The 21,257-nt window shown below is 62.8% G+C and carries 15 protein-coding genes; 11 read left to right on the top strand and 4 right to left on the bottom strand.

The window, feature by feature from the left end; all coding sequences use genetic code 11:
- Positions 1-43 precede the first annotated feature (43 nt).
- The gene (locus QA643_RS15545) at positions 44-1,534 is read right to left on the bottom strand and encodes a vanadium-dependent haloperoxidase (protein WP_283033999.1); all 1,491 of its coding nucleotides are present in this window, start codon (positions 1,532-1,534) and stop codon (positions 44-46) included.
- A 276-nt stretch (positions 1,535-1,810) separates the two neighbouring features.
- Between QA643_RS15545 and QA643_RS15540 the strand changes: the two genes are divergently transcribed.
- Positions 1,811-2,368, top strand: a complete 558-nt coding sequence (locus QA643_RS15540) for a TMEM175 family protein (protein ID WP_283034814.1) — start codon at positions 1,811-1,813, stop codon at positions 2,366-2,368.
- Between the two features lie 379 nt (positions 2,369-2,747).
- Here the strand turns inward: QA643_RS15540 and QA643_RS15535 are convergent, their stop codons facing one another.
- Both QA643_RS15535 and QA643_RS15530 read right to left on the bottom strand, forming a co-directional pair.
- A complete protein-coding gene (locus QA643_RS15535; RefSeq protein WP_283033998.1) occupies positions 2,748-4,508 on the bottom strand; it encodes an adenylate/guanylate cyclase domain-containing protein in 1,761 nt (586 codons plus the stop codon).
- A 1,139-nt stretch (positions 4,509-5,647) separates the two neighbouring features.
- Positions 5,648-6,745 (bottom strand): lysophospholipid acyltransferase family protein, encoded by a 1,098-nt coding sequence (locus QA643_RS15530; RefSeq protein ID WP_283033997.1) that lies wholly within the window; start codon positions 6,743-6,745, stop codon positions 5,648-5,650.
- On the opposite strand from QA643_RS15530, the gene QA643_RS15525 reads away from it, so the two are divergent.
- Entirely contained in the window at positions 6,710-7,567 is an 858-nt protein-coding gene (locus tag QA643_RS15525) for an alpha/beta hydrolase (protein WP_283033996.1), read from the top strand. The two genes, QA643_RS15530 and QA643_RS15525, sit on opposite strands and share 36 nt — an antisense overlap.
- 479 nt (positions 7,568-8,046) lie before the next feature.
- Here the strand turns inward: QA643_RS15525 and QA643_RS15520 are convergent, their stop codons facing one another.
- On the bottom strand, positions 8,047-9,669 hold the full coding sequence (locus tag QA643_RS15520; protein ID WP_283033995.1) for an ABC transporter substrate-binding protein: 1,623 nt from the start codon (positions 9,667-9,669) through the stop codon (positions 8,047-8,049).
- 276 nt (positions 9,670-9,945) lie between these two features.
- On the opposite strand from QA643_RS15520, the gene QA643_RS15515 reads away from it, so the two are divergent.
- The 9 genes from QA643_RS15515 to QA643_RS15475 all read left to right on the top strand — a co-directional run bounded on the left by QA643_RS15515 (position 9,946) and on the right by QA643_RS15475 (position 21,181).
- Positions 9,946-11,076, top strand: a complete 1,131-nt coding sequence (locus QA643_RS15515; protein WP_283033994.1) for a M20/M25/M40 family metallo-hydrolase — start codon at positions 9,946-9,948, stop codon at positions 11,074-11,076.
- Between the two features lie 256 nt (positions 11,077-11,332).
- Positions 11,333-12,274 (top strand): ABC transporter permease, encoded by a 942-nt coding sequence (locus QA643_RS15510; RefSeq protein WP_283033993.1) that lies wholly within the window; start codon positions 11,333-11,335, stop codon positions 12,272-12,274.
- Positions 12,275-12,286: 12 nt separating this feature from the next.
- Positions 12,287-13,177: an ABC transporter permease gene (locus QA643_RS15505; protein ID WP_283033992.1), complete on the top strand. Its 891-nt coding sequence runs from the start codon at positions 12,287-12,289 to the stop codon at positions 13,175-13,177.
- Between the two features lie 172 nt (positions 13,178-13,349).
- On the top strand, positions 13,350-14,990 hold the full coding sequence (locus QA643_RS15500; RefSeq protein WP_283033991.1) for an ABC transporter ATP-binding protein: 1,641 nt from the start codon (positions 13,350-13,352) through the stop codon (positions 14,988-14,990).
- 226 nt (positions 14,991-15,216) lie between these two features.
- The gene (locus tag QA643_RS15495; RefSeq protein WP_283033990.1) at positions 15,217-16,752 is read left to right on the top strand and encodes a M81 family metallopeptidase; all 1,536 of its coding nucleotides are present in this window, start codon (positions 15,217-15,219) and stop codon (positions 16,750-16,752) included.
- 7 nt (positions 16,753-16,759) lie between these two features.
- Positions 16,760-17,932: a M20 aminoacylase family protein gene (locus QA643_RS15490; RefSeq protein ID WP_283033989.1), complete on the top strand. Its 1,173-nt coding sequence runs from the start codon at positions 16,760-16,762 to the stop codon at positions 17,930-17,932.
- Entirely contained in the window at positions 17,925-19,346 is a 1,422-nt protein-coding gene (locus tag QA643_RS15485; RefSeq protein WP_283033988.1) for an amidase, read from the top strand. Before QA643_RS15490 ends, QA643_RS15485 begins: the two co-directional genes overlap by 8 nt.
- Positions 19,347-19,526: 180 nt before the next feature.
- Positions 19,527-20,417, top strand: coding sequence for a crotonase/enoyl-CoA hydratase family protein (locus QA643_RS15480; protein ID WP_283033987.1), 891 nt, complete (start codon positions 19,527-19,529; stop codon positions 20,415-20,417).
- A gap of 86 nt (positions 20,418-20,503) precedes the next feature.
- The gene (locus QA643_RS15475) at positions 20,504-21,181 is read left to right on the top strand and encodes an alpha/beta fold hydrolase (protein ID WP_283033986.1); all 678 of its coding nucleotides are present in this window, start codon (positions 20,504-20,506) and stop codon (positions 21,179-21,181) included.
- The last annotated feature ends 76 nt before the right edge of the window (positions 21,182-21,257 follow it).

Below are 21,257 nucleotides of genomic sequence, written 5' to 3'. Positions count from 1 at the left end.
TGCCTCGGTGAATTTTCTCTTTTGAGACTCCCCGCCTCCTGTGTCAGGGCGTGGCGTCGAAAGGTGGCGGCTTCACGCTGGACGGCGACGGCCTTAGGTTAGCTTGGCCGAATATGTCCGCGGCGATGGCGAGCCCCAGCGGAACACCGCCGATGTTGTCGGTAGCTGCCAGCATCGATGCAGGGTCAGTGCCGGTCGTTCCATCGAAACGCCAATGGACGCCAAGGAAGACGCGGCTAAGCGCATTCTCGAAGATTGCCTCGTGCAACCCCGCATAGCTACGCATATGACGCGCGCGCACCGTATCATCCGGATCGATGCTCTTGCCATTGATCTCATCCGAAACGAACTGAAAGGTGAAGTCGTCCGTGCCGTCGGCATTGATCGTGCCCTTACCGACTGACTGGAGATAGAGGCGCGCCGCATGGAAGCCGGCCGCGCCGAACGTAGCATGACCGGAGGGATACGACGGGAACGGCGGCGTAAAGCTGCGGATGCGCTCGTCGATGACGTTGGTCTTCGGCGCACCGAGCGGTCGCCAGAACGGGTCGCAAGCCGGGTCGAACATGATCCCGCCTTTTGTGGCGCTGGGGCCCATGCTCGCATCGTACTCACGGATGCCGACGACCGGCCGCCAGAGGTCGTAGAGGTATTTGTAGAACCAGGCCAGGATGCCCGCGTCCGCCATGGCGATGTTGATGAGCAGGAACAACCGCGCATTCTGCTCGGTAGACAATCCCTTGGCCGCCGCAATCAACCTGACAATTTGATTGTACAGGCGGGGTGGCGTGCCGATCTCCTTTGCGCCGTCATAGGCCCAATACGTGCCGACCAAAGTTTCGAGCGGCGTCCGATCCACGACGGCTGACGCGGCGGCGGCGCCTTTGGTGTAAACCTGGGCCTGATGCAACGCATAGTCCGCACTGCCGATGGGCGGATAAGGGGCAAGCGGATGGAAGCTGCTGATCGCGAACGGGCGAACAAAGCCATAGCGTGGTCCGAGGAATCCCTGTCCTGGATTAAGCGGGTCGGGTCGATGCCGGCCAGGACCGGCCGAATACATGTAATCCGGGATCGCGTCGTCAGGATCGGGCTGCGCGCCGTCACCCTGGCGCAACGCAAGCACCGCCTGACCAACAGCGGCGCCAAAGCGATGGCCGGCGTCATCAGGACCCCACATCGAAGAGAAGCGTGCGTACTCGTCGTTGATGAAACCGGTAAAGCTCGGATAAAGATTGAGCAACGTAACCGATGCCGCCGCCGCCACGGCAACGGCGGCTGTAGCCGTCGTGCTGACCCCGGCAGAGAAAGCCGGACGCTGTGCGGGCGGGAGATAGGGATCGTTCTTGGCGACAGGCGTGCCCAGACCGGCTTGCGTCAGCACATAGGCATCGTGCATAGCAATGTGGACGATGGCGAGCGCCCGGGAGGATAGTGTCGGTCCGCGCTGGTTGCGGGCCGCCATGACCCCGGTGTGGTCGCGCCGATTGCATTCGAGGGAAACGGCATTCCAGTACAGGATTGGGTCGTCCATCTCGTCCTCCTACGGCGTTGTGGCGGATACTCAGAATGGTCGCACCGATCAGCGTAAACGAGTGTCGAAGCACAGCGTGTGAGCCAGATTACAAGCAATGTGAGATAGTATCGTCGCTGGCTCTGGATTGGCCCATCAGCGGTTTTCAGACCAGCACCCGGTCGAGCCCAGGCTCGCGCAGCCATCAACGGGCTGATACTGGATGATGCCGAGGTTCGAGACGGACGATTAAGAAAAATCTGGGGGACCACCTTGCCGCAAACCGGCCTGTTCGAAATGCGTCGGCTGGAGATGCTGAGCAACACCATCTTTGGCGTTGCCATGACGCTGCTCGCCTATGACCTGCCCAAGGCATCCAGCTTCAAAGAGGCGCCGGACTGGCACGACCTGATGCGCGTCTATGCGCAGCCGGTCATCGCGCTGATGATCAGCTTCATCGTCGCCGGCATGTTCTGGTTCAGCCATCATCGGCGGCTCGCGGTTGCGCCGGAGGGCGGCCGCGGCGTGGTGTTTCTTAATCTGTTTTTTCTGCTCTCGATCATCCTGCTGCCGGTGACGAACGGACTCTACGGCACCTATCGGCTCGATGGCGTGCTGGCTGTCCTCTACGGGGTTCATCTGACCACCATCGCCGCGCTGAATGCGGTGCTGTGGGTGCTTGCGCTCGGGGGTCGGAGGGATCCGCACTTGCTGACGACGGCGCTGTTTCCGGTGATCGTGTTCGTCCTGGGAACGGCTGCCGCCGTCGTCGCGCCGGAGGTTGCGCAGTACACGTGGTGCCTGGCATTCCTCGCGCCGTTCGCAGGCTGGCTCGCGGCGCGCCGCGCGAGATAAGACATGTACTCATTAAGCGGCTGGCCGACTGAAGTCTGGTCAACTCTAACAGCGGCCCCAGAGCGAACACTCTCCAAGGTCGCAGATGGGCCAATTGGGACATCCGATTGCTCATCCGACCAACTCGACGGCAATTCCTAGAGTTGGAATTTGGGCGGGCTGTCGAGACCCTCTGGCAGCGTGATCAAAATCAAGCGCTGCTCCTCTTTGGGTTGACTAGATGTGAACCGATTCCATGCATCCATCACCAACATAGAACCACCGGCCGAAATGCCGCACCTCTCTATGGCCCGTCTCGCCATCCGGTGTGGGGAAGATGCGCACATCGCAACCTCCGAATAATCGAACTCTCGAAAGAGCCGGAAGGCTTCCTTCCTCATCATTTGGGGAGCCCGGCACGCCGCAATGCTTCTTCGTATCGCGAGATGTCTTCGGCACGCCGATAAGGTCCCAGCACGCTTTTGAGGTTGGAAACCCGCAGTGTAGGATTGAGTTGGCGCAGGCGCACGATCGCCTTCTTCGCTTGACCCAGCCGTCCCGCCATCGCATTGCTCGCAGCGCCAATACGAAGTAGCGGTTGGGAGTTTGGATTGTCCTGCAACGCCATTGCCGCCCACGATGCCGCTTCATCATAACGACTCAGAAAGAAATGTGCATGCGCAGTCCCAGCTCGCATCGGTGCGATCCACGGATCAAGTGGGCTCAGGCGTATGGCACGCGTGAAGCGCTCGATCGCTAGCTCGTACTCGCCGAGCCAATTCTTCACCCAGCCACCGCAATCCCACGCCTCGGCCACATTGGAATTAAGCGCAAGCGCGCGATCGATCAAAGCGGCGCCTCGATCGAGATCGCGAACAACATATGCCAATGCCCATCCGCTATCAGCGAGCGCGATCGCATCATCCCTACCCAACTCAACCGCCCGCTGAGCGAGCCGCGATACCTCGGCAACCTTTTCCGGCGTGAGTGAAAGCCAGCCAAAGGCCTTGGCATTGGCATAGCAAAAGGCGGCACGAGCGTAGGCTGTCGCAAAATCTGGGTCGAGCTTGATCGCGCTGTAAAATAGGTGAAGTGCTTCACTGCACGCCTGCTGACTGGAATCTTGATAAGACTTAGATAAACCGCGCAAGTAGTGTTCATAGGCGTCGAGACGCTCAGTCGGCTTGCATCTGGCGCGCTCTATCTCGGCTTTTTCAACCGCCGGCGCTATTGCTCCGACAATGCTCTCCGTCACCTGGTCCTGGAGATCGAAAATGTCGCCGATCCCACCATCAAACCGGTTCGCCCAAAGATGCGCACCAGTTGCGGTGTCGACAAGCTGACCCGTGATGCGCACCCGATTTGCGGCCTTGCGAACGCTTCCTTCCAACACATAGCGCACTCCTAGCTCACGCCCGACTAGCTTCATGTCAACGGCGCGCCCCTTGTATGTGAAGCTGGAGTTGCGGGCGATGACGAACAGTGCCTTGAAATGAGATAGCGCCGTGATGATGTCCTCGACCATTCCATCGGCAAAGTAGTCCTGTTCTGGATCCCCGCTCATGTTGGTGAAAGGCAATACGGCAATCGACGGTTTGGTCGGCATCGCGAGTGCGGGGTTTGCCGATTGCGTCCGCGGTCCGACGTCCGGGGTTGCAATCCGGAAGACGCGGACCGGGCGGGCGATGTTTTTGAGCTGCCGTTCGCCTAGATCCTCGAAGCCCAGACCCAGCTTGTCGCGCACCTGATCGTGTACGACTCTGCTTACGCATATCCCATTAGCTTCGGCGAGGCCTTCGAGCCGTGCCGCAACGTTAACGCCATCGCCATAAATATCGTCGCCGTCAATGATGATGTCCCCGAGATTGATGCCGACGCGGAACTCGATGCGATGGTCCGCCGGCACGTCTGAATTACGCTGTTGCATCGCGCGCTGGACCTCGACCGCACATTGGACGGCTTCGATCACGCTCGGGAATTCGATCAGAAGGCCATCCCCAGTTGTCTTGACTATGCGGCCCTGATGCTCGGCAATGTTCGGGTCGATCAAATCTCGTCGATGCGTCTTGAGCGCCGCCAAGGTCTCGGCCTCGTCGACACCCATCAGCCGGCTGTAGCTGACAACGTCGGCGGCGATGATGGCGGCGAGCTTCCGGGTCATGCGCGCACCCGTTCCCGTTCGGGAGCTTAGGCAGCCCGTCTACCCGACGAGGTGCTGACGGTCATCCGGTCCGGGGCGCGGTTCCGGAATTCCGTTAGGGGTCAGTTGCGATGTTTCGATCGAAGGCCGATCACTTCGCTCTTCCCCGACTAGTAGACGTCCTGGCAAACCACTCGAAAATTAATCGGTAGATCACGCTACGTGTGTGAAATCGCTCACACCCATAAATTTTATCTTGGCAGCGATGAGCTGCTTCGTCTCTGTAGAGGGACCGTTAACCGGGAGCCGTGGGCAGCCGGAAAAGCCAGTCGACGTTCCATTGCAGAGGAGCGGCACGAAGCCGGCATCTCGGTCGCGCGTGGGCCAGCTTCGGAGTACTCGATTCAGCGGTTGCGATTGGCCTTTCCATCGCAAGATGGAATGGGCTCGGAATAGAAGCAGCGATGCCGGCCACAATGGGCTCGCTCATAGATGCCGCTGCAATCGTGATCATCACTGCAGATACTAAGACGACGAGCACATCGGTCATGATGCGCCTCGGAAATTGCTTCGTCATGACTTGAGCCCTCACAACCGGATTGAAGTACGTGCGCAGTTACAATCTAGTTCGTACGTAAATGGGTATGTGAACGGGTGATCACCGCGCGTGGCGGATCATCCCTCTAATAGGCTGGCAGTGCCGGATAGTGTAGCAGCGATCCAGACCTAATAAGCCAATCCGCCCGGTTTCCAGATCCGTCGAGATTGATCTTGCGTCATACCTCTATCTCTAGCGTATGCAGCGAAGGGGCACTTTCAATTGACGCGAGCATTATTCGTGCGGTGGCGGGATTTGGTTGAGAAGCTCAGAAATTGCCGTGGTTAGATCAGCAGGCGCGAACGGCTCGTTCAGAGCAAGCTGTTCGGCACGCTTCTTGAGTTTGAGTCAACGCATCGAAGTTCTGCTTCGAGTCAAAAGCGGCGGTCCGGCCGCTCATCTCGTCAGGTCCGGTTCTCCTCTGAGAGCGGCCTTTCGGCCGCTCAAAGCCAGTTCGGCTGAGGGCTACTAGCCGACATAGAACGTGCGGCCTCGCTTTCACCCTGTCGAGACTCCATCCATCGCAAAAAGAGGAAAACTACCGCGACAAGTAGTCCACATCCTAGCGTACCTTCGCCTCACTCACCGTGAGCAAACGGCTCGCCTCCTCCGCAATCGCCCGCTCCATCTTCTCCTGAAATTCCTTGCGCGGCAGTCCGGGCGCGATCGGCGGCAGGAAGGATAGCGTGATGGTCCCTGAGTGCATGAGCAGGGTCTTCTTGCCCCAGAACAGGCCCGAATTGCACGCCGCCGGCACCACGGGCACTTCGAGATTGGCGTAGAGCGCGGAGATGCCGGCGGAGTGGAATTTCACCGGCTCATCGATCGCCTGGCGCGTGCCTTGCGGAAACAGCAGCACTTTGCGTCCCTCGCCGGCCGCGCGCCTTGCTTCGTCGACCATCTGGCGCAGCGCGTGGCGGCCGGCCGAGCGATCGACCAGGATCATCGGATAGCGCGCAAGGAACCAGCCGACCAGCGGCAGCTTCCGCAACTCCTTCTTGGCGACGATGCTGGCGTCGGGAAAGATCGCGCAGAGCGCCGCCGTCTCCCACAGCGATTGATGATTGCAGGCGATGATGCAGGCGCCGTCGGGGACGTGCTCGCGCCCCTCGACGCGGTAGTCCAGCCCGATCACGTATTTCATCAGGAACATGATGCCATTGACCCATACCTGGGAAACGGCACGAACCGTTTTGCTGCTCGCGTTGAACAGCGCCATGAACGGCACCGACAGCGAAACGAGCACCGTCAGGATCACCACGGCGGCATCGAACAGTATGGACCTCAGATAATGCAAACGTTCCGTCCCTTCGGGCCTCAGGTAGCGGCCTCCAATACAGCACTTTTCCCGCCTTGCACAATTGCGGCCCCCCGCCGAAATAGGCAGGGTGATCGCATAATGGCCTTGGAGAGCGTGCGTGGGTGTTGCCGCATCGTCATGCCCGGGCTGGTCCCGGGCATCCACGTTCTTCGCGCCGCGAGAAAGATCGTGGATGGCTGGGACAAGCCCGGCCATGACGAGTTTGTGGAGACGCCCAACCCCATACAAGACCGCACATGCGATAGGCCCTCCTGAAATGGCGCCGACCATGGATCGGCCCGATTGTCCCTCCAGGATCGCCGCATGCCCGTCAGCGAGAAAATCGCCATCGCGCCGCATCTCGTCTTCGACGCCATCACCGCGGGCGCGCCCGGCGCGCCGCTGGTGCTGCTGCTGCACGGTTTTGCGGAATCGATGCATTGCTGGCGCGCCCAGGTCACGGCGCTCGGCGACATGGGCTACCGCGCCATCGCGCCCAGCCAGCGTGGCTATTCGCCGGGAGCCCGGCCCGATCCGCGCGAGTTTTCGCACTACCTGATCGACCGCCTGATGGACGACGCGATGGCGATCGCGGCGGCCTGCGGCTATGGCGAGGCGCGCTTTCACCTCGTCGGCCATGACTGGGGCGGCAGCATCGCCTGGGGCATCGCCGACCGCCATCATGCGCGGCTGGCTTCGCTCACCATTCTTTCGCGGCCGCACCCGAACGCCTTCAACCGCGCGCTGGCAAGCGACCGCGAGCAGGCGCAGCGCTCGAGGCACCACAAGGCGTTTCTGGAACCGGATGCCGCCGATATCGTGCTGGCGGACGATGCCAGATGGCTGCGCGAGCGCCTCGCCGCCAACGGCGTTCCCCATGAAGCCATTGCGCGGCACCTTGCCGTGCTCGGCAACAAGGAGGCGATGGAAGCGGCGCTCGCGTGGTATCGCGCGCGCGGGGCGATCCGCGGCCCGCTCGGCCCGATCCGCGTGCCGACGCTCTATATCTGGGGCGATGCCGACGACACCGTCGGCCGCACCGCCGCCGAAGGCACGGTCGATTTCATCGCCGCGCCCTACCGCTTCGAAGTGTTACCTGACGTCGGGCATTTTGCGGCCGATCAGGTGCCCGAGCGGGTGAACGAATTGTTGCTGGAACATATCGCGGCGCATCCGGCGTGAGGAACGCAACGCACTCGAAAATGTTGTCATGCACAAAATGGAGCATGACGAATGGCCGAAGACGCCCTGGATAAGCCCGCCGCGGACGGACGTGAACTACCCGAAGATGAGGACTTGGAGCAATCGCAAGCGCCGCGGATTCAACCGCCGTTTCTGAGCGACGGCCCGGAACTAGAGCGAGATAGTCATTGCTGACTTGCGCTTCTGAATAGCGAAACGCGACGGAGGACAAAACCTCCGTCGCGTTTGTCGTTCGACCTGAAGATGATTCTGGTTAGATCGCTTTAGCAGCCGGCCCGCCCACCTCTCCCGCTTGCGGGGAGGTCGGCGCGAAGCGCCGGGTGGGGGCTCTCTCCTCTTGGGCAGTCTCTCCGTGGAGACACCCCACCCCAGCCCTCCCCCGCAAGCGGGAGAGGGAGCGCACCTTCTCAGTGGTCGCAATCAAACCTCACATCATCAGGGTTTAGTGCTGTTACGCCCTACTCGCTCTTGTCGATGTTCCAGAACACCGGGGTCGCGGGGCCGTCGACGATGCCGGTCAGCGATTTGCGCCAGCCGCTCGGGATCGTGTACTGGCCGAGCGGGATGTAGATCACCTGTTCATAGGCACGCTTCTGGAGTTCGGCGGCAATCTTCTTCTGTTCGTCCGCGGAACCGGAACGCGCAAACTTGTCGCGCAGCTCTTCGATCTTGGCGTCTTCGGCCCAGCCGAACCAGCCGCCGTTCTTGCCACGGCCGCCGACCGAGGCGTTGGCCACGGGATTGGAGACGTCGGCCGCAACCCAGTTGGTGAAGAACATGTTCCAGCCGCCTTCCTTCGGCGGCTTCTGGCTGGCGCGGCGGGTGACCACGGTCTGCCAGTCGGTGGCCTGCAGATCCACCTTGAAGCCGGCTTCGCGAAGCAACTGCGCCGCGACGATCGGCTGCGCCTTCAGCGTCACGACGTCGCCGGGCGCCATGATGACAACAGGCGTGCCGTCATAGCCGGACTCGGCGAGCAGCTTCTTCGCCTCCGCCATGGCGTTGCCCTTGACCAAGGTCTCGCCACCGACATCGGTCTCCAGCGGCGTCCCACAGACGAAGATCGCACCGCAGGTCTTTTGATACTTCTCATTGCCGACCAGCGCATCGAGCACATCTTTCTGCTTCATGGCCAGGAAGGCAGCGCGTCGAACCTTCACGTTGTCGAAAGGCGGATAAAGGAAGTTCATCCGGCCCAGGGTCTGGAAGCCGAACTTATTCAGGACGTCGATCTTGATGTCCTGGTTCGCCTCGAGCACCGGCAAGAGATCGAACGGCAAATTCTCCATGAAGTCGATGTCGCCCGATTGCAGCGCGTTAACCGCGGTCTGCGCATCCGGCATCGTGATCCATTCGACACGATCGACCTTCACCACCTTGCCGCCCGCGGTCCAGCTCGGCGGCTCCTTACGCGGCACATAATCGGCGAACTTTTCATAGACGGCTTTGACGCCAGGCTGGAATTCCGCCTGAACGAATTTGAACGGACCGGAGCCGATCTGCTCCTTGATCTGCTGGCCGGCCGGCGTCTCCGCGAGCCGCTTCGGCATCATGAACGGCGTGTAGGACGACGGCTTGCCGATGGACTCCAGCACCAGGCCATAGGGCTCCTTCAGCTTGAGCGTAAACGTCTTGGCGTCGACGACGTCGAGGCTGGCGGTGAAGTCCATCAGCTTCTGGCCCATCGCGTCGTTGCGGCCCCAGCGCTTCAGCGAAGCGACGCAATCCTCTGCCGTCACCGGCGCGCCGTCATGCCACTTCAGGCCATCGCGCAAGGTGAAGGTGTAGGTCAGCTTGTCGTCTGAGACTTTCCAGTCCGCCATCTGCGGCTGGATCTTGAAACTGGAATCGGTCGCCAGCAGCGTGTCGTAGACCATGTAGCCATGGTCGCGCGTGATGTAGGCGGTGGTGAAGCCGGGATCGATGACGCGCAGGTCGGAGTGCATCACGGCGGTGACGGTCTTCTTGCCGGCCGCCACGGCTTCCGACATCGCGCCCAGCGATGTCAGCGCCACCGACAACGCGAGCGCAGACAGTGCCGATGCTATCGTGGGACGTTTCCGGCGCATGATGGGGAACATTCGATCTCTCCTGACGTGAAACTGGTCAAAGTCCGCTGATTCATTATGCATGCGGTTCGTTATTTGGGCGAACTAACACGCTGTAAATCCTGACTATTTGAGACTTGCACCAAGCACGCGGCGCGTCAATCGGCTTAATCGCGTGGCCGTTGCCCAATGCGGTGCACCCATGCGCTCATCTTTCACTTTACAAATGCGCCCGAGATCATTCTCGTAAGCCGCCCGCGGGCGACGCCGGTCGTTCGCTAACCAACATAAGAAAACTGAGAGAAGTCCATGAACCCAGCCAATCTTCCCTTTGATTCCGAAGCCATGTTGCAGGGATTGCGGAGCTGGGTGGAATGCGAAAGCCCGACCTGGGACAAGAGCGCCGTCGAGCGCATGCTCGACCTCGCCGCCCGCGACATGGCGATCATGGGTGCGACCATCGAGCGCATCGCCGGCCGCCAGGGTTTTGCCGGCTGCGTCCGCGCCCGCTTCCCTCACCCAAGGCAAGGCGAGCCCGGCATCCTGATCGCCGGGCACATGGATACCGTCCATCCCGTCGGCACCATCGAGAAGCTGCAATGGCGGCGCGAGGGCAACAAATGCTTCGGCCCCGGCATCTTCGACATGAAGGGCGGCAACTACCTGTCGCTGGAGGCGATCCGGCAACTGGCGCGCGCCGCCTTCACCACGCCGCTGCCGATCACCGTGCTGTTCACGCCGGACGAGGAAGTCGGCACGCCCTCGACCCGCGATATCATCGAGGCGGAAGCGGCACGCAACAAATATGTGCTGGTGCCGGAGCCTGGACGGCCCAACAACGGCGTCGTCACCGGGCGCTACGCGATTGCGCGCTTCAATCTGGAAGCGGTCGGCAAGCCGAGCCATGCCGGCGCGACGCTCTCCTCGGGGCGCTCCGCGATCCGCGAATTCGCACGCCAGATTATAGCGATCGACGGCATGACGACCGAAGATTGCACATTCTCGGTCGGCATCGTGCACGGCGGCCAATGGGTCAATTGCGTCGCCACCACCTGCACCGGCGAGGCGCTGAGCATGGCCAAGCGCCAGCAAGATCTCGACCGCGGCGTCGAGCGCATGCTGGCGCTCTCAGGCACCAGCAACGACGTGACCTTCACGGTAACGCGCGGCGTGACCCGCCCGGTGTGGGAACCCGATGCCGGCACCATGGCTTTATACGAAAAGGCACGCGGCATTGCCGCGCAGCTTGGCCTTGAACTGCCCCATGGCAGCGCCGGCGGCGGGTCCGACGGCAATTTCACCGGCGCGATGGGCATCCCAACGCTCGACGGGCTCGGGGTCCGCGGCGCCGACGCCCATACGCTGAATGAGCATATCGAGGTCGACAGCCTCGCCGAGCGCGGCCGCCTGATGGCGGGGCTGTTGGCGACGCTGGAGTGATGGCGAAGCCGTCATTCCGGGGCGATGCGCAGCATCGAACCCGGAATCTCGAGATTCCGGGTCTGGTCCTTCGGACCATCCCGGAATGACAGCGAGAATGACGCACGCACTCTCGATCACTCACAGGCACTCGCCTAGCTGCACCGCAAAAAACGCAGGCGCGATGGCACGGGACTTGCTGAACTGCTACGCTGGCGGCGTGGACATCACGTTCAGCACCGGCGCTGCCCAATTCACCCACAACTGACGGATCAAGATGCTCGGATATCTGCTTCGCCGCATTCTCGCCGCCATTCCCGTGATGGGCGTGGTCGCGCTGTTTGTATTTCTTCTGCTGCGGTTGACGCCCGGCGATCCCGCCGCGATCCTGGCCGGGGACAATGCGACGCCCGAACAGCTCGAGCGCATTCGCACCACGCTCGGCCTCAATGAACCGCTCTACACCCAGTTCTTCACCTGGATCGGCCGGCTGTTGCAGGGCGACCTCGGCACGTCGCTGATTTCGAACGTGCCCGTGCTGAAATTGATCGGCACGCGCATCGAGCCGTCGATCTCGATTGCGCTTTCCACCATCGTATTAGCCATCCTGGTCGCCGTGCCGCTCGGCGTGATCGCGGCCTGGAAGCACGGTACCTGGATCGACCGCTTCGTGATGGGCCTGTCGGTGGTCGGCTTCTCCGTGCCGGTATTCGTGATCGGCTACATGCTGATCCAGATTTTTGCGATCGAGCTGCGCTGGGTGCCGGTGCAGGGTTTCCGTAGCATCACCGCGGGCTTCGGCCCGTTCTTCGAGCGCATCATCCTGCCGACCTGCACGCTCTCCTTTATCTATGTCGCACTGATCGCGCGCATGACGCGAGCGGCGATGCTGGACGTGCTTGGCGAGGATTACGTCCGCACCGCGCGCGCCAAGGGCATCAGCGAGACCGGCGTCCTGCTGCGTCACGCGCTGCGCAACGCCGCCGTGCCCGTCATCACCGTGATCGGCACCGGCTTTGCGCTTCTGATTTCCGGCGTGGTCGTCACCGAGAGCGTGTTCAACCTGCCGGGCATCGGCCGCCTCACCGTCGATGCGGTGCTGGCGCGCGATTATCCGGTCATCCAGGCGATGATCCTGCTGACGTCGCTGATCTACGTCACCGTCAATCTCCTGATCGACGTCGCCTACACCCTGCTTGATCCCAGAATTCGTTATTGAGGCTCGCACCTGATGGCGATCGATACCCTTCCCGAACCGTCAATCCCGGTCACCACGCCGTTCCGGCCGAAACTGGGATTTCTCACGGCAACGCCGATCATCGCAGGCGCGACCATCTGCCTTGGGCTTGTTATCGCGATGGCGATCGCAGCGCCCCTGCTCGCGCCGCACGATCCGCAATTACTGGCGCCGGCGCAGCGGCTGAAACCGTCGAGCGCGCAATTCCTGCTCGGCACCGATGCGTTTGGCCGCGACTTGCTGTCACGCATCATCTATGGCGGCCGCATCTCGCTCCTGATCGGCCTTGGCGCAGCGATCTTCTCGATCGGCATCGGCCTCGTGATCGGCCTCGTCTCCGGTTTCTTCAAATGGGTCGACGCCGTGATGATGCGGGTGATGGACGGCCTGATGGCGATCCCCTCCATCCTGCTCGCGATCGCCGTGGTGTCGCTGTCCGGGGCCAGCCTGATGACGGTGATGGTGGCGATCACCATTCCCGAAATTCCGCGCGTCGCGCGGCTGGTGCGCTCCGTCGTGCTCTCCGCCCGCGAAGAGCCCTATGTGGAGGCTGCGATCTCGGTCGGCAGCAGCCTGCCCAAGATCATGTGGCGGCATCTGATGCCGAACACGGTGGCGCCGCTGATCGTGCAAGGCACGTACGTCGCCGCGTCAGCCATTCTCACCGAGGCGATCCTGTCCTTCCTCGGCGCCGGCATCTCTCCGGAAACGCCGACCTGGGGCAACATCATGGCCGAGGGCCGTGCCTACTTCCAGGTCAAGCCGTCGCTGATCTTCTGGCCGGGCTTGCTGCTGTCGATCGCGATCCTCAGCGTCAATCTGATCGGCGACGCCGCCCGCGATGCGCTCGATCCGCGCATGAAGCAGCGGGAGGCTGGGAAATGACGGCTTCGATGCAATCGAAACCGTCATCCCGGGGCGCGAAGCGAACTACGGTGCGCAATTGCGCACCTGAGGATCTCGAGATTCCGGGTCTGGTGCTGGCGCACCATCCCGGAATGACGACCCGAAACATCGTCGCTCCGCTCCCTTCATACATGGCGCTAAGAAACACGAAATGACCGACACCGTTCTCGACATCGACAATCTCGTCGTCAGCCTCGGCAAGAAACCCGGCGGCCCGCGCATCATCGACGGCGTCTCCCTGCAGGTGCGCGCGGGCGAGACGCTGTGCGTGGTCGGCGAAAGCGGCTCCGGCAAATCCGTGACCTCGCTGACCGTGATGGGGCTCCTGCAAAAGGGCGCGCTGACCCCGGCCGGCGGCAACGTCAAGCTAGTCGGCGAGGAGCTGCTGACCGCCTCCGACCGCCGCTTGCGCGAACTGCGCGCCACGCGGATGGCGATGATCTTTCAGGAGCCGATGACGGCGCTCAACCCGGTCGTGCCGGTCGGCCGCCAGATCGACGAGGTGTTGCGCGTCCATACCAATCTCGACGCGCGGGCGCGGCGCCAGAAGATTCTGGCGATGATGGAGCATGTCCGGCTGCCCGACGTGGAGCGCATCTTCGCCTCCTACCCGCACCGGCTGTCCGGCGGCCAGCGCCAGCGCATCATGATCGCGATGGCGCTGGTGTTAGAGCCGAAACTCCTGATCGCCGACGAGCCGACCACCGCGCTCGACGTCACTACGCAGAAGCAGATCCTCACTTTGATCCGCGACCTGCAGCGCGACCACGGCACCGCCGTGCTGTTCATCACCCACGACATGGGCGTGGTGGCCGAAATCGCCGACCGCGTCGCTGTCATGCGCTACGGCCGGCTGGTCGAGACCGGCACGCTCGATACCATCCTGCGCACGCCGACGATGGAATATACCCGCAACCTGCTCTCGGCGGTGCCGAGCCTGGTGCCGCGCCCGCCGCGGGCGGAAACCAACGAACCCGTGGTGCTGGAAGCCAATGAGCTCGGTAAGGTCTATCGCGAGCGTTCCTTCCTCGGAAAGCCGCGCGAAGTCGCCGCCGCCAAGGACGTCACGCTAACGCTGCGCAAGGGCCGCACGCTCGGCATCGTCGGCGAGAGCGGCTCGGGCAAGTCGACGGTGGCGCGCTGCATCGTCCGCCTGATCGATCCGACGTCCGGCGGCGTGCGGCTTGCCGGCCGCGAAATTTCCGACCTGTCGCGGCGTTTGTTGCAGCCGCACCGCAAGAAGATCCAGATCATCTTCCAGGACCCTTATCGCTCGCTCAATCCGCGCGTCACCGTCGGCGAGACCATCGCCGAAGGCCCGATCAATTACGGCATGCCGCGCGCGGAGGCCTTGGCGAAGGCGCGCGAACTGCTCGAGCTGGTCGATCTGCCGGCCGATGCGGTCTCGCGCTATCCGCACCAGTTCTCCGGCGGCCAACGCCAGCGCATCGCGATTGCCCGCGCGCTCGCGCTCGATCCCGATGTTCTCGTCGCGGACGAGGCGGTGTCGGCGCTCGACGTCTCCGTGCAGGCGCAGGTGCTCGAACTGCTCGACGAAATCCAACAGCGGCTGGGTATTGCACTTCTGTTCATCACCCATGACCTGCGTGTCGCCGCGCAGATCTGCGACGACGTCGCCGTGATGCAGCATGGCCGGATCGTGGAACAGGGACCGGCCGCAGAGGTGCTGACACACCCGCAACAGGCCTATACCAAGGCGCTGCTGGATGCCGCGCCGGGACGCGGCTGGGATTTTGCGAATTTCCGGCCGGTTGAGGTGGCGGCGGAGTGACGCCAAGGCTCTCTCCCCGTCATTGCGAGCGAAGCGAAGCAATCCATGCCTCCGCTTGTGGAGCTATGGATTGCTTCGTCGCTACGCTCCTCGCAATGACGGGGTTAATTGCGGTGCAAGACAATTACTAACGCCCACGCGGCATGCAAAACGGAATTGCTTCAATCCTTGCACTTGCCACGATGTCCCGCTTAACGTCCCCCAACCAAGAACCGGCTGAGAAAAAATGACCCGCATCGCCGTCGGCGGCTTTCTGCATGAGACCAATACTTTCGCGCCGACCAAGGCGACTTATCAGGACTTTGTTCATGGCGGCGGCTGGCCGGCGATGGCGCACGGTGCTGGCGTGCTCAAGGTCATGCGCAAGATCAACGTTGGCCTCGCCGGCTTCGTCGAGTCGGCCGAAGCCAATGGCTGGGAGCTGGTCCCGACCGTCTCGGCGGCGGCGAGCCCCTGCGCGCATGTCACCCGGGATGCGTTCGAGCGCATCATGAAGGAGATGACCAGCGGCATCGCCAATGCCGGACCGATCGATGCCGTCTATCTCGATCTGCACGGCGCGATGGTGACCGAACATTACGACGACGGCGAAGGCGAAATCCTCGCCCGTGTGCGCAAGGTGATCGGCCCGGACTTACCGCTGGTCGCAAGCCTCGACCTCCACGCCAACGTCTCGCCGGAGATGATCGCGCATGCTGACGCGCTGATCGCCTACCGCACCTATCCCCATGTCGACATGGCCGACACTGGCCGCGCCTGCGCAAGGCACCTCGCGCTGCTGCTGAAGTCGAAGATGCGTTTGGCAAAAGCGTTCCGACAATTGCCGTTCCTGATCCCGATCTCCTGGCAATGCACCAACGACCAGCCGACCAAGGGCATCTATGAAAAGCTCGCCGCGCTCGAAAACGATGACGTGCCGACGCTGTCGTTTGCGCCGGGCTTTCCGGCCGCGGACTTTGCTCATTGCGGGCCGAGCGTGTTCGCCTATGGCAAGACCCAGGCCGACGCGGATGCCGCTGCCGACAAGATCGCGGCCCTTGTCGAGAGCCACGAGGACGATTTCGACGGCCGCATCTATTCGCCCGATGACGGCGTGCGCCTTGCGATGGAGTTGGCGAAAACCGCGAAGAAGCCGATCATCATCGCCGACACCCAGGACAATCCCGGCGCAGGCGGCGATTCCGACACCACGGGCATGCTGCGCGCGCTGGTGCGCAACAAGGCCTCCGGCGCCGCGCTAGGGGTGATCTATGATCCGACCTCGGCGAAATCAGCGCATGCCGCCGGCGTCGGCGCCACGGTGACGCTGTCGCTTGGCGGCAAATCCGGCATTCCGGGCGATGCGCCCTACCACGAAACCTTCGTCGTCGAAAAATTATCCGATGGTCAGTTCGTGGCGCCCGGTCCCTATTACGGCGGCCGCGATATGGACATGGGGCCGTCGGCCTGCCTGCGCATTGGCGATATCAGGGTTGTGGTCGGCTCCTACAAGGCGCAGCTTGCGGACCAAGCGATGTACCGCTATGTCGGCATCGAGCCGACCGAGCAGAAAATCCTTGTCAACAAGAGCTCGGTGCACTTCCGCGCCGATTTCGAGCCAATCGCCGAAACGCTGTTGATCTGCGCCGCACCCGGCGCGATGCCGGCCGACACGGCGACGCTGCCCTGGACGCGGCTGCGTCCGGGCATCCGGATCAAGCCGAACGGCCCCGCCTTCACGCCATCCGCCCTATCAACTTCACCATCGTCAGTCACGGGATAACAGACATATGCCCACCATCGAACGCATCGACGGCTACGCCGAGGAACTCACCGCCATCAGGCGCGATCTGCATGCCCATCCCGAGATCGGCTTCGAGGAAGTGCGCACCTCCGGCATCGTTGCCGAGAAGCTGAAGGGCTGGGGCATCGAGGTGCATCGCGGCCTCGGCGGCACCGGCGTGATCGGCGTGCTCAAGGGCAAGGGCAGCGGCACCAAGCGCATCGGCCTGCGCGCCGACATGGACGCGCTGCCGATGGAGGAGAACACCAACCTGAAATGGCGCTCGACCATTCCCGGCCGCTTCCACGGCTGCGGCCATGACGGCCACACCACCATGTTGCTCGGCACCGCGCGCTATCTGGCCGAGACCAAAAATTTCGACGGCACCGTGCATTTCATCTTCCAGCCGGCCGAGGAAGGCCTTGGCGGCGCCCGCGCCATGATCAAGGACGGCCTGTTCCAGAAATTCCCGTGCGACGAGGTCTATGGCCTGCACAACGCCCCCGACCTCAACCATGGCGAGATCGCGATCCTGCCGGGCCCGGCGATGGCCGGAGCCGACTTCTTCGATATCACCATCAACGGCTATGGCGCGCATGGCGCGATGCCGGAGCGCTCCAAGGACGGGGTGGTGATCGCGACCACGCTGGCGCAGGCGCTGCAGACCATCGTCAGCCGCAACGTCGATCCGTTGAAGGCGGCGGTGCTCTCGATCACCCAGATTCACGCAGGCTCGGCCTATAACGTCATCCCCGGCGATGCGAAACTGTGCGGCACGGTGCGCGCGTTCGACGATGGCGTGCGCGCGCTGATCCGCGAACGCATGCGGGCGATCAGCGCCGGCATCGCCGCGACCTTCGACTGCGAAATATCCGTCGACATCCGCGATGGCTTCAGCGTGCTCGTTAACGAGGAAGAACAGTCCAGGGTGGTCGAGGAAGCCGCGAAGACGATCGTCGATCCGGCCAACGTGTTCACGCGGGCGACGCCGAAGATGGGCAGCGAGGATTTCGCCGACATGATGCAGGTGGTGCCCGGCGCCTATTTCTGGATCGGTCATGACGGCTCGGTGCCGGTGCATAATCCCGGCTATGTGCTCGACGACAAGATCCTGCCGATCGGCGCCAGCGTGTTCGCCCGCATCATCGAAACCCGTCTCCCGGTAGGTTCGCATGCATAACCCAGCCGCCGAAGAAGAGATCACCTCGCTGCATGACCTGTCCGCGACCGACCTGATCGCGGGTTATCGCGCCAAGCAGTTCTCGCCCTCGGAAGTGCTGGAGGAAATCATCGCGCATGTCGCGGCGTGGGAGCCGCACATCAAGGCGCTGTATCTGTACGATCCCGACGGCGCGCGCGCCGCCGCAAAGGCTTCGACCGACCGCTGGCAGCTTGGCGAACCCGCCGGCTCGCTCGACGGCGTGCCTGTCACGATCAAGGACAACATCGCCACCAAGGGCCAGCCGATTCCGCTCGGCGCCGCCAGCGTCAGGCTGGTCCCAGCCGAGAAGGATGCGCCGCCCGCCGCGCGCCTACGCGAATCCGGCGCGATCATCTTCGCCAAAACGACGATGCCGGATTACGGCATGCTGTCGTCGGGCCTTTCCAGTTTCCATCCCCTCACCCGCAATCCCTGGGATCTCAGCAAGAACCCCGGCGGCTCTTCCGCAGGCGCGGGCGCCGCGGCCGCCGCCGGTTACGGGCCGCTGCATCTCGGCACCGACATCGGCGGCTCAGTGCGGCTCCCGGCTTCGTGGTGCGGCCTCGTCGCGCTAAAGCCGAGCCTCGGCCGCATTCCGATCGATCCGCCCTATGTCGGCCGCGTCGCGGGGCCGATGACGCGCACCGTTGACGACGCAGCACTGATGATGTGCGTGCTGGCGAAACCGGACCGCCGCGACGGCATGAGTCTGCCGGCCGACACCATCAACTGGAAGGCGCACGACAAGTCGCCGCGCAAGCTGCGTATCGGCCTGATGCTCGACGCCGGCACCGGCCAGGCGCTCGAGAGCGAAGTGCGCAGCGTTGCCGTCAAGGCGGCCAAGGCGTTCGAATCTGCCGGTGCCGTGGTGACGGAAGTCGACGGCATCCTGACCCGCGAGATGCTCGACGGGCTCGACAATTTCTGGCGCGCCCGGATGTGGGACGATCTGTCAAAGCTCACGCTCGAGGAACGCAACAAGGCGCTGCCCTATATCCACAAATGGGCGGAAGCCGGCGCAAAACTTTCCGGCGTGGACGTCATCAGGGGTTTCAACGCGACGATGGCGATCCGCGCTGCCGCGGCAAAACTGTTCTGCGAATTCGACTACGTGATTTCGCCGGTATCGCCGGTGGTGAACTTCCCCGCCGAGTTCGCTTCCCCGATCAACGATCCCGACAGGCCGTTCGAGCACATCTGCTATACCGTGCCGTGGAATATGTCGGAGAACCCCGCCATCTCGATCAATGGCGGGTACGACAAGAACGGTTTCCCGATCGGCGTGCAGATCATCGGCCGCCGCTTCGACGATCTCGGCGTGCTCGGCATGGCCAAGGCGTTCGAAGGCCTCCGCGGCCCGCAGCGCCCGTGGCCGACGCCGCCGAAGATGTAAGTCTGATCTCGCCGTCATGGCCGGTCTTGTCCCGGCCATCCACGTCTTTACGGTGTCCGATGAATAGAAAGACGTGGATGCCCGGGGACATCTTGCGCAAAGACGCGCTTTGCGCTTTAGCCCGGGGCATGACGATGCATCAAGCAGCAGCGCAAGAAAATATAAACGAAGGAAACACCCATGGCGTATGAGACCATCAAGTACGAGGTCGACGATCAGATCCTCACGATCACGCTGAACCGGCCCGACAAGCTCAACGCCTTCAACGCCGCCATGCAGCAGGAGCTGATCGACGCCTTCGATGCCGCCGACAAGGACGACAATGTCCGCGCCATCATCGTCACAGGTGCAGGCCGCGGCTTCTGCGCCGGCGCTGATCTCTCTTCCGGCGCCAATACGTTCGACCGCGACGCGCGGCGCGGGCCGGTCAAGCGGCTCGCCAGCGGTGCGGTGGATTACAGCGATCCGCAGGTGCGCGATGGCGGCGGCCAGGTGACGCTGCGGATCTTCAAGTGCCTGAAGCCTGTGATCGCGGCGGTGAACGGCCCTGCCGTCGGCATCGGCGTCACCATGCAGCTCGCGATGGATATCCGCATCGCCTCCGAAGCGGCGCGCTTCGGCTTCGTGTTCTCCCAGCGCGGCATCGTGCCGGAGGCCGCCTCGAGCTGGTTCCTGCCGCGCATCGTCGGCATCTCGCAGGCGCTGGAATGGTGCTACTCGGGCCGTGTCTTCCCGGCGCAGGAAGCGCTCGCCGGCCGCCTCGTCAGCAAGGTGGTGCCGCCGGATGAGCTGTTGGCGACCGCTCGCGCCCTCGCCAAGGAATTCGCCGCCAAGACCGCGCCGGTTTCGGTGGCGTTGATCCGGCAGATGATGTGGCGCATGCTCGGCGCCGACGATCCGATGGAAGCCCACAAGATCGACAGCCGCGGCATCTACGCCCGCGGCCGCTCGGATGACGTCAAGGAAGGCGTGGTCTCGTTCCTGGAAAAGCGCCCGGCGCAGTTCAAGAACAAGGTGTCGAGCGACATGCCGGATTATTTCCCGTGGTGGCACGAGCGGGAGTACAAGTGACTGCGAAGCAGTCATCCCGGGATGGTGCGTCAGCGCCAGACCCGGGATCTCGAGATTCCGGGTTCGATGCTCCGCATCGCCCCGGAATGACCGAGTGTATTCACGGCGTCGTCCTGCTGCACGGCATCAGCAGAACGGCACGATCGTTTCGGAAAATGCAGGCGGCGCTGGAAGCCGCCGGCTTCGCTACTCACAATCTGGACTATGCCAGCCGCCGCAAGGCGCTTGAAGGGCTGGCGGAGGACATCCATCCCTCCATTCAACGGTTTGCCGATCGGGTCGACGGCTCCGTCCATTTCGTCTGCCATTCCATGGGCGGCTTGCTCGCGCGCGTGTATATCGCGAGGCATCGGCCTGAAGCTTTGGGCCGCGTCGTCATGCTTGGCACGCCGAACAGCGGCAGCGAGATCGCCGATCGCCTCGGGCATCTCAGGCTCTACCGCGCCTTTTTCGGACCGGCGGGACAGCAGCTCGGCACGCTGCGAGATGATGCAATCAATGCGCTGTTTCCGCCGGTCGATTATCCCGTCGGCATCATCGCCGGAAACCGCTCGATCTATCCAATCGCGTCACGGTTTCTGCCAAAGCCGCATGACGGACGGGTGTCGATTGCCAACACCAAACTTGAAGGAATGGCGGATCACATCGTGATCCCCTCCTCACATCCTTGGCTGGTGCGAAATAGCACCGCGATCGCACAGACGATTGCGTTCTTGCAGGATGAGAAATTTACCTCTCCCGTCATCACCCGCGAATGCGGGTGATCCAGTATTCCAGAGGCGCTGGTGCTTAAATCGATCGGCCGCGGCGTACTGGATGCCCCGCATGCGCGGAGCATGA

The organism is Bradyrhizobium sp. CB3481 (assembly GCF_029714305.1).
Taxonomy (GTDB): Bacteria; Pseudomonadota; Alphaproteobacteria; order Rhizobiales; family Xanthobacteraceae; genus Bradyrhizobium.
The sequence above is the reverse complement of the archived record's forward strand: the minus strand, read 5'-3'. Positions and strand labels throughout refer to the sequence as shown.

Coding starts and splice junctions, on each gene's coding strand:
- QA643_RS15530 (WP_283033997.1), bottom strand. CDS start 6,745: ATGCGGCGCGATGGCGATTTTCTCGCTGACGGGCATGCGGCGATCCTG.
- QA643_RS15505 (WP_283033992.1), top strand. CDS start 12,287: ATGGCGATCGATACCCTTCCCGAACCGTCAATCCCGGTCACCACGCCG.
- QA643_RS15495 (WP_283033990.1), top strand. CDS start 15,217: ATGACCCGCATCGCCGTCGGCGGCTTTCTGCATGAGACCAATACTTTC.
- QA643_RS15520 (WP_283033995.1), bottom strand. CDS start 9,669: ATGTTCCCCATCATGCGCCGGAAACGTCCCACGATAGCATCGGCACTG.
- QA643_RS15490 (WP_283033989.1), top strand. CDS start 16,760: ATGCCCACCATCGAACGCATCGACGGCTACGCCGAGGAACTCACCGCC.
- QA643_RS15525 (WP_283033996.1), top strand. CDS start 6,710: ATGCCCGTCAGCGAGAAAATCGCCATCGCGCCGCATCTCGTCTTCGAC.
- QA643_RS15540 (WP_283034814.1), top strand. CDS start 1,811: ATGCGTCGGCTGGAGATGCTGAGCAACACCATCTTTGGCGTTGCCATG.
- QA643_RS15480 (WP_283033987.1), top strand. CDS start 19,527: ATGGCGTATGAGACCATCAAGTACGAGGTCGACGATCAGATCCTCACG.
- QA643_RS15510 (WP_283033993.1), top strand. CDS start 11,333: ATGCTCGGATATCTGCTTCGCCGCATTCTCGCCGCCATTCCCGTGATG.
- QA643_RS15485 (WP_283033988.1), top strand. CDS start 17,925: ATGCATAACCCAGCCGCCGAAGAAGAGATCACCTCGCTGCATGACCTG.
- QA643_RS15515 (WP_283033994.1), top strand. CDS start 9,946: ATGAACCCAGCCAATCTTCCCTTTGATTCCGAAGCCATGTTGCAGGGA.
- QA643_RS15475 (WP_283033986.1), top strand. CDS start 20,504: ATGACCGAGTGTATTCACGGCGTCGTCCTGCTGCACGGCATCAGCAGA.
- QA643_RS15535 (WP_283033998.1), bottom strand. CDS start 4,508: ATGACCCGGAAGCTCGCCGCCATCATCGCCGCCGACGTTGTCAGCTAC.
- QA643_RS15500 (WP_283033991.1), top strand. CDS start 13,350: ATGACCGACACCGTTCTCGACATCGACAATCTCGTCGTCAGCCTCGGC.
- QA643_RS15545 (WP_283033999.1), bottom strand. CDS start 1,534: ATGGACGACCCAATCCTGTACTGGAATGCCGTTTCCCTCGAATGCAAT.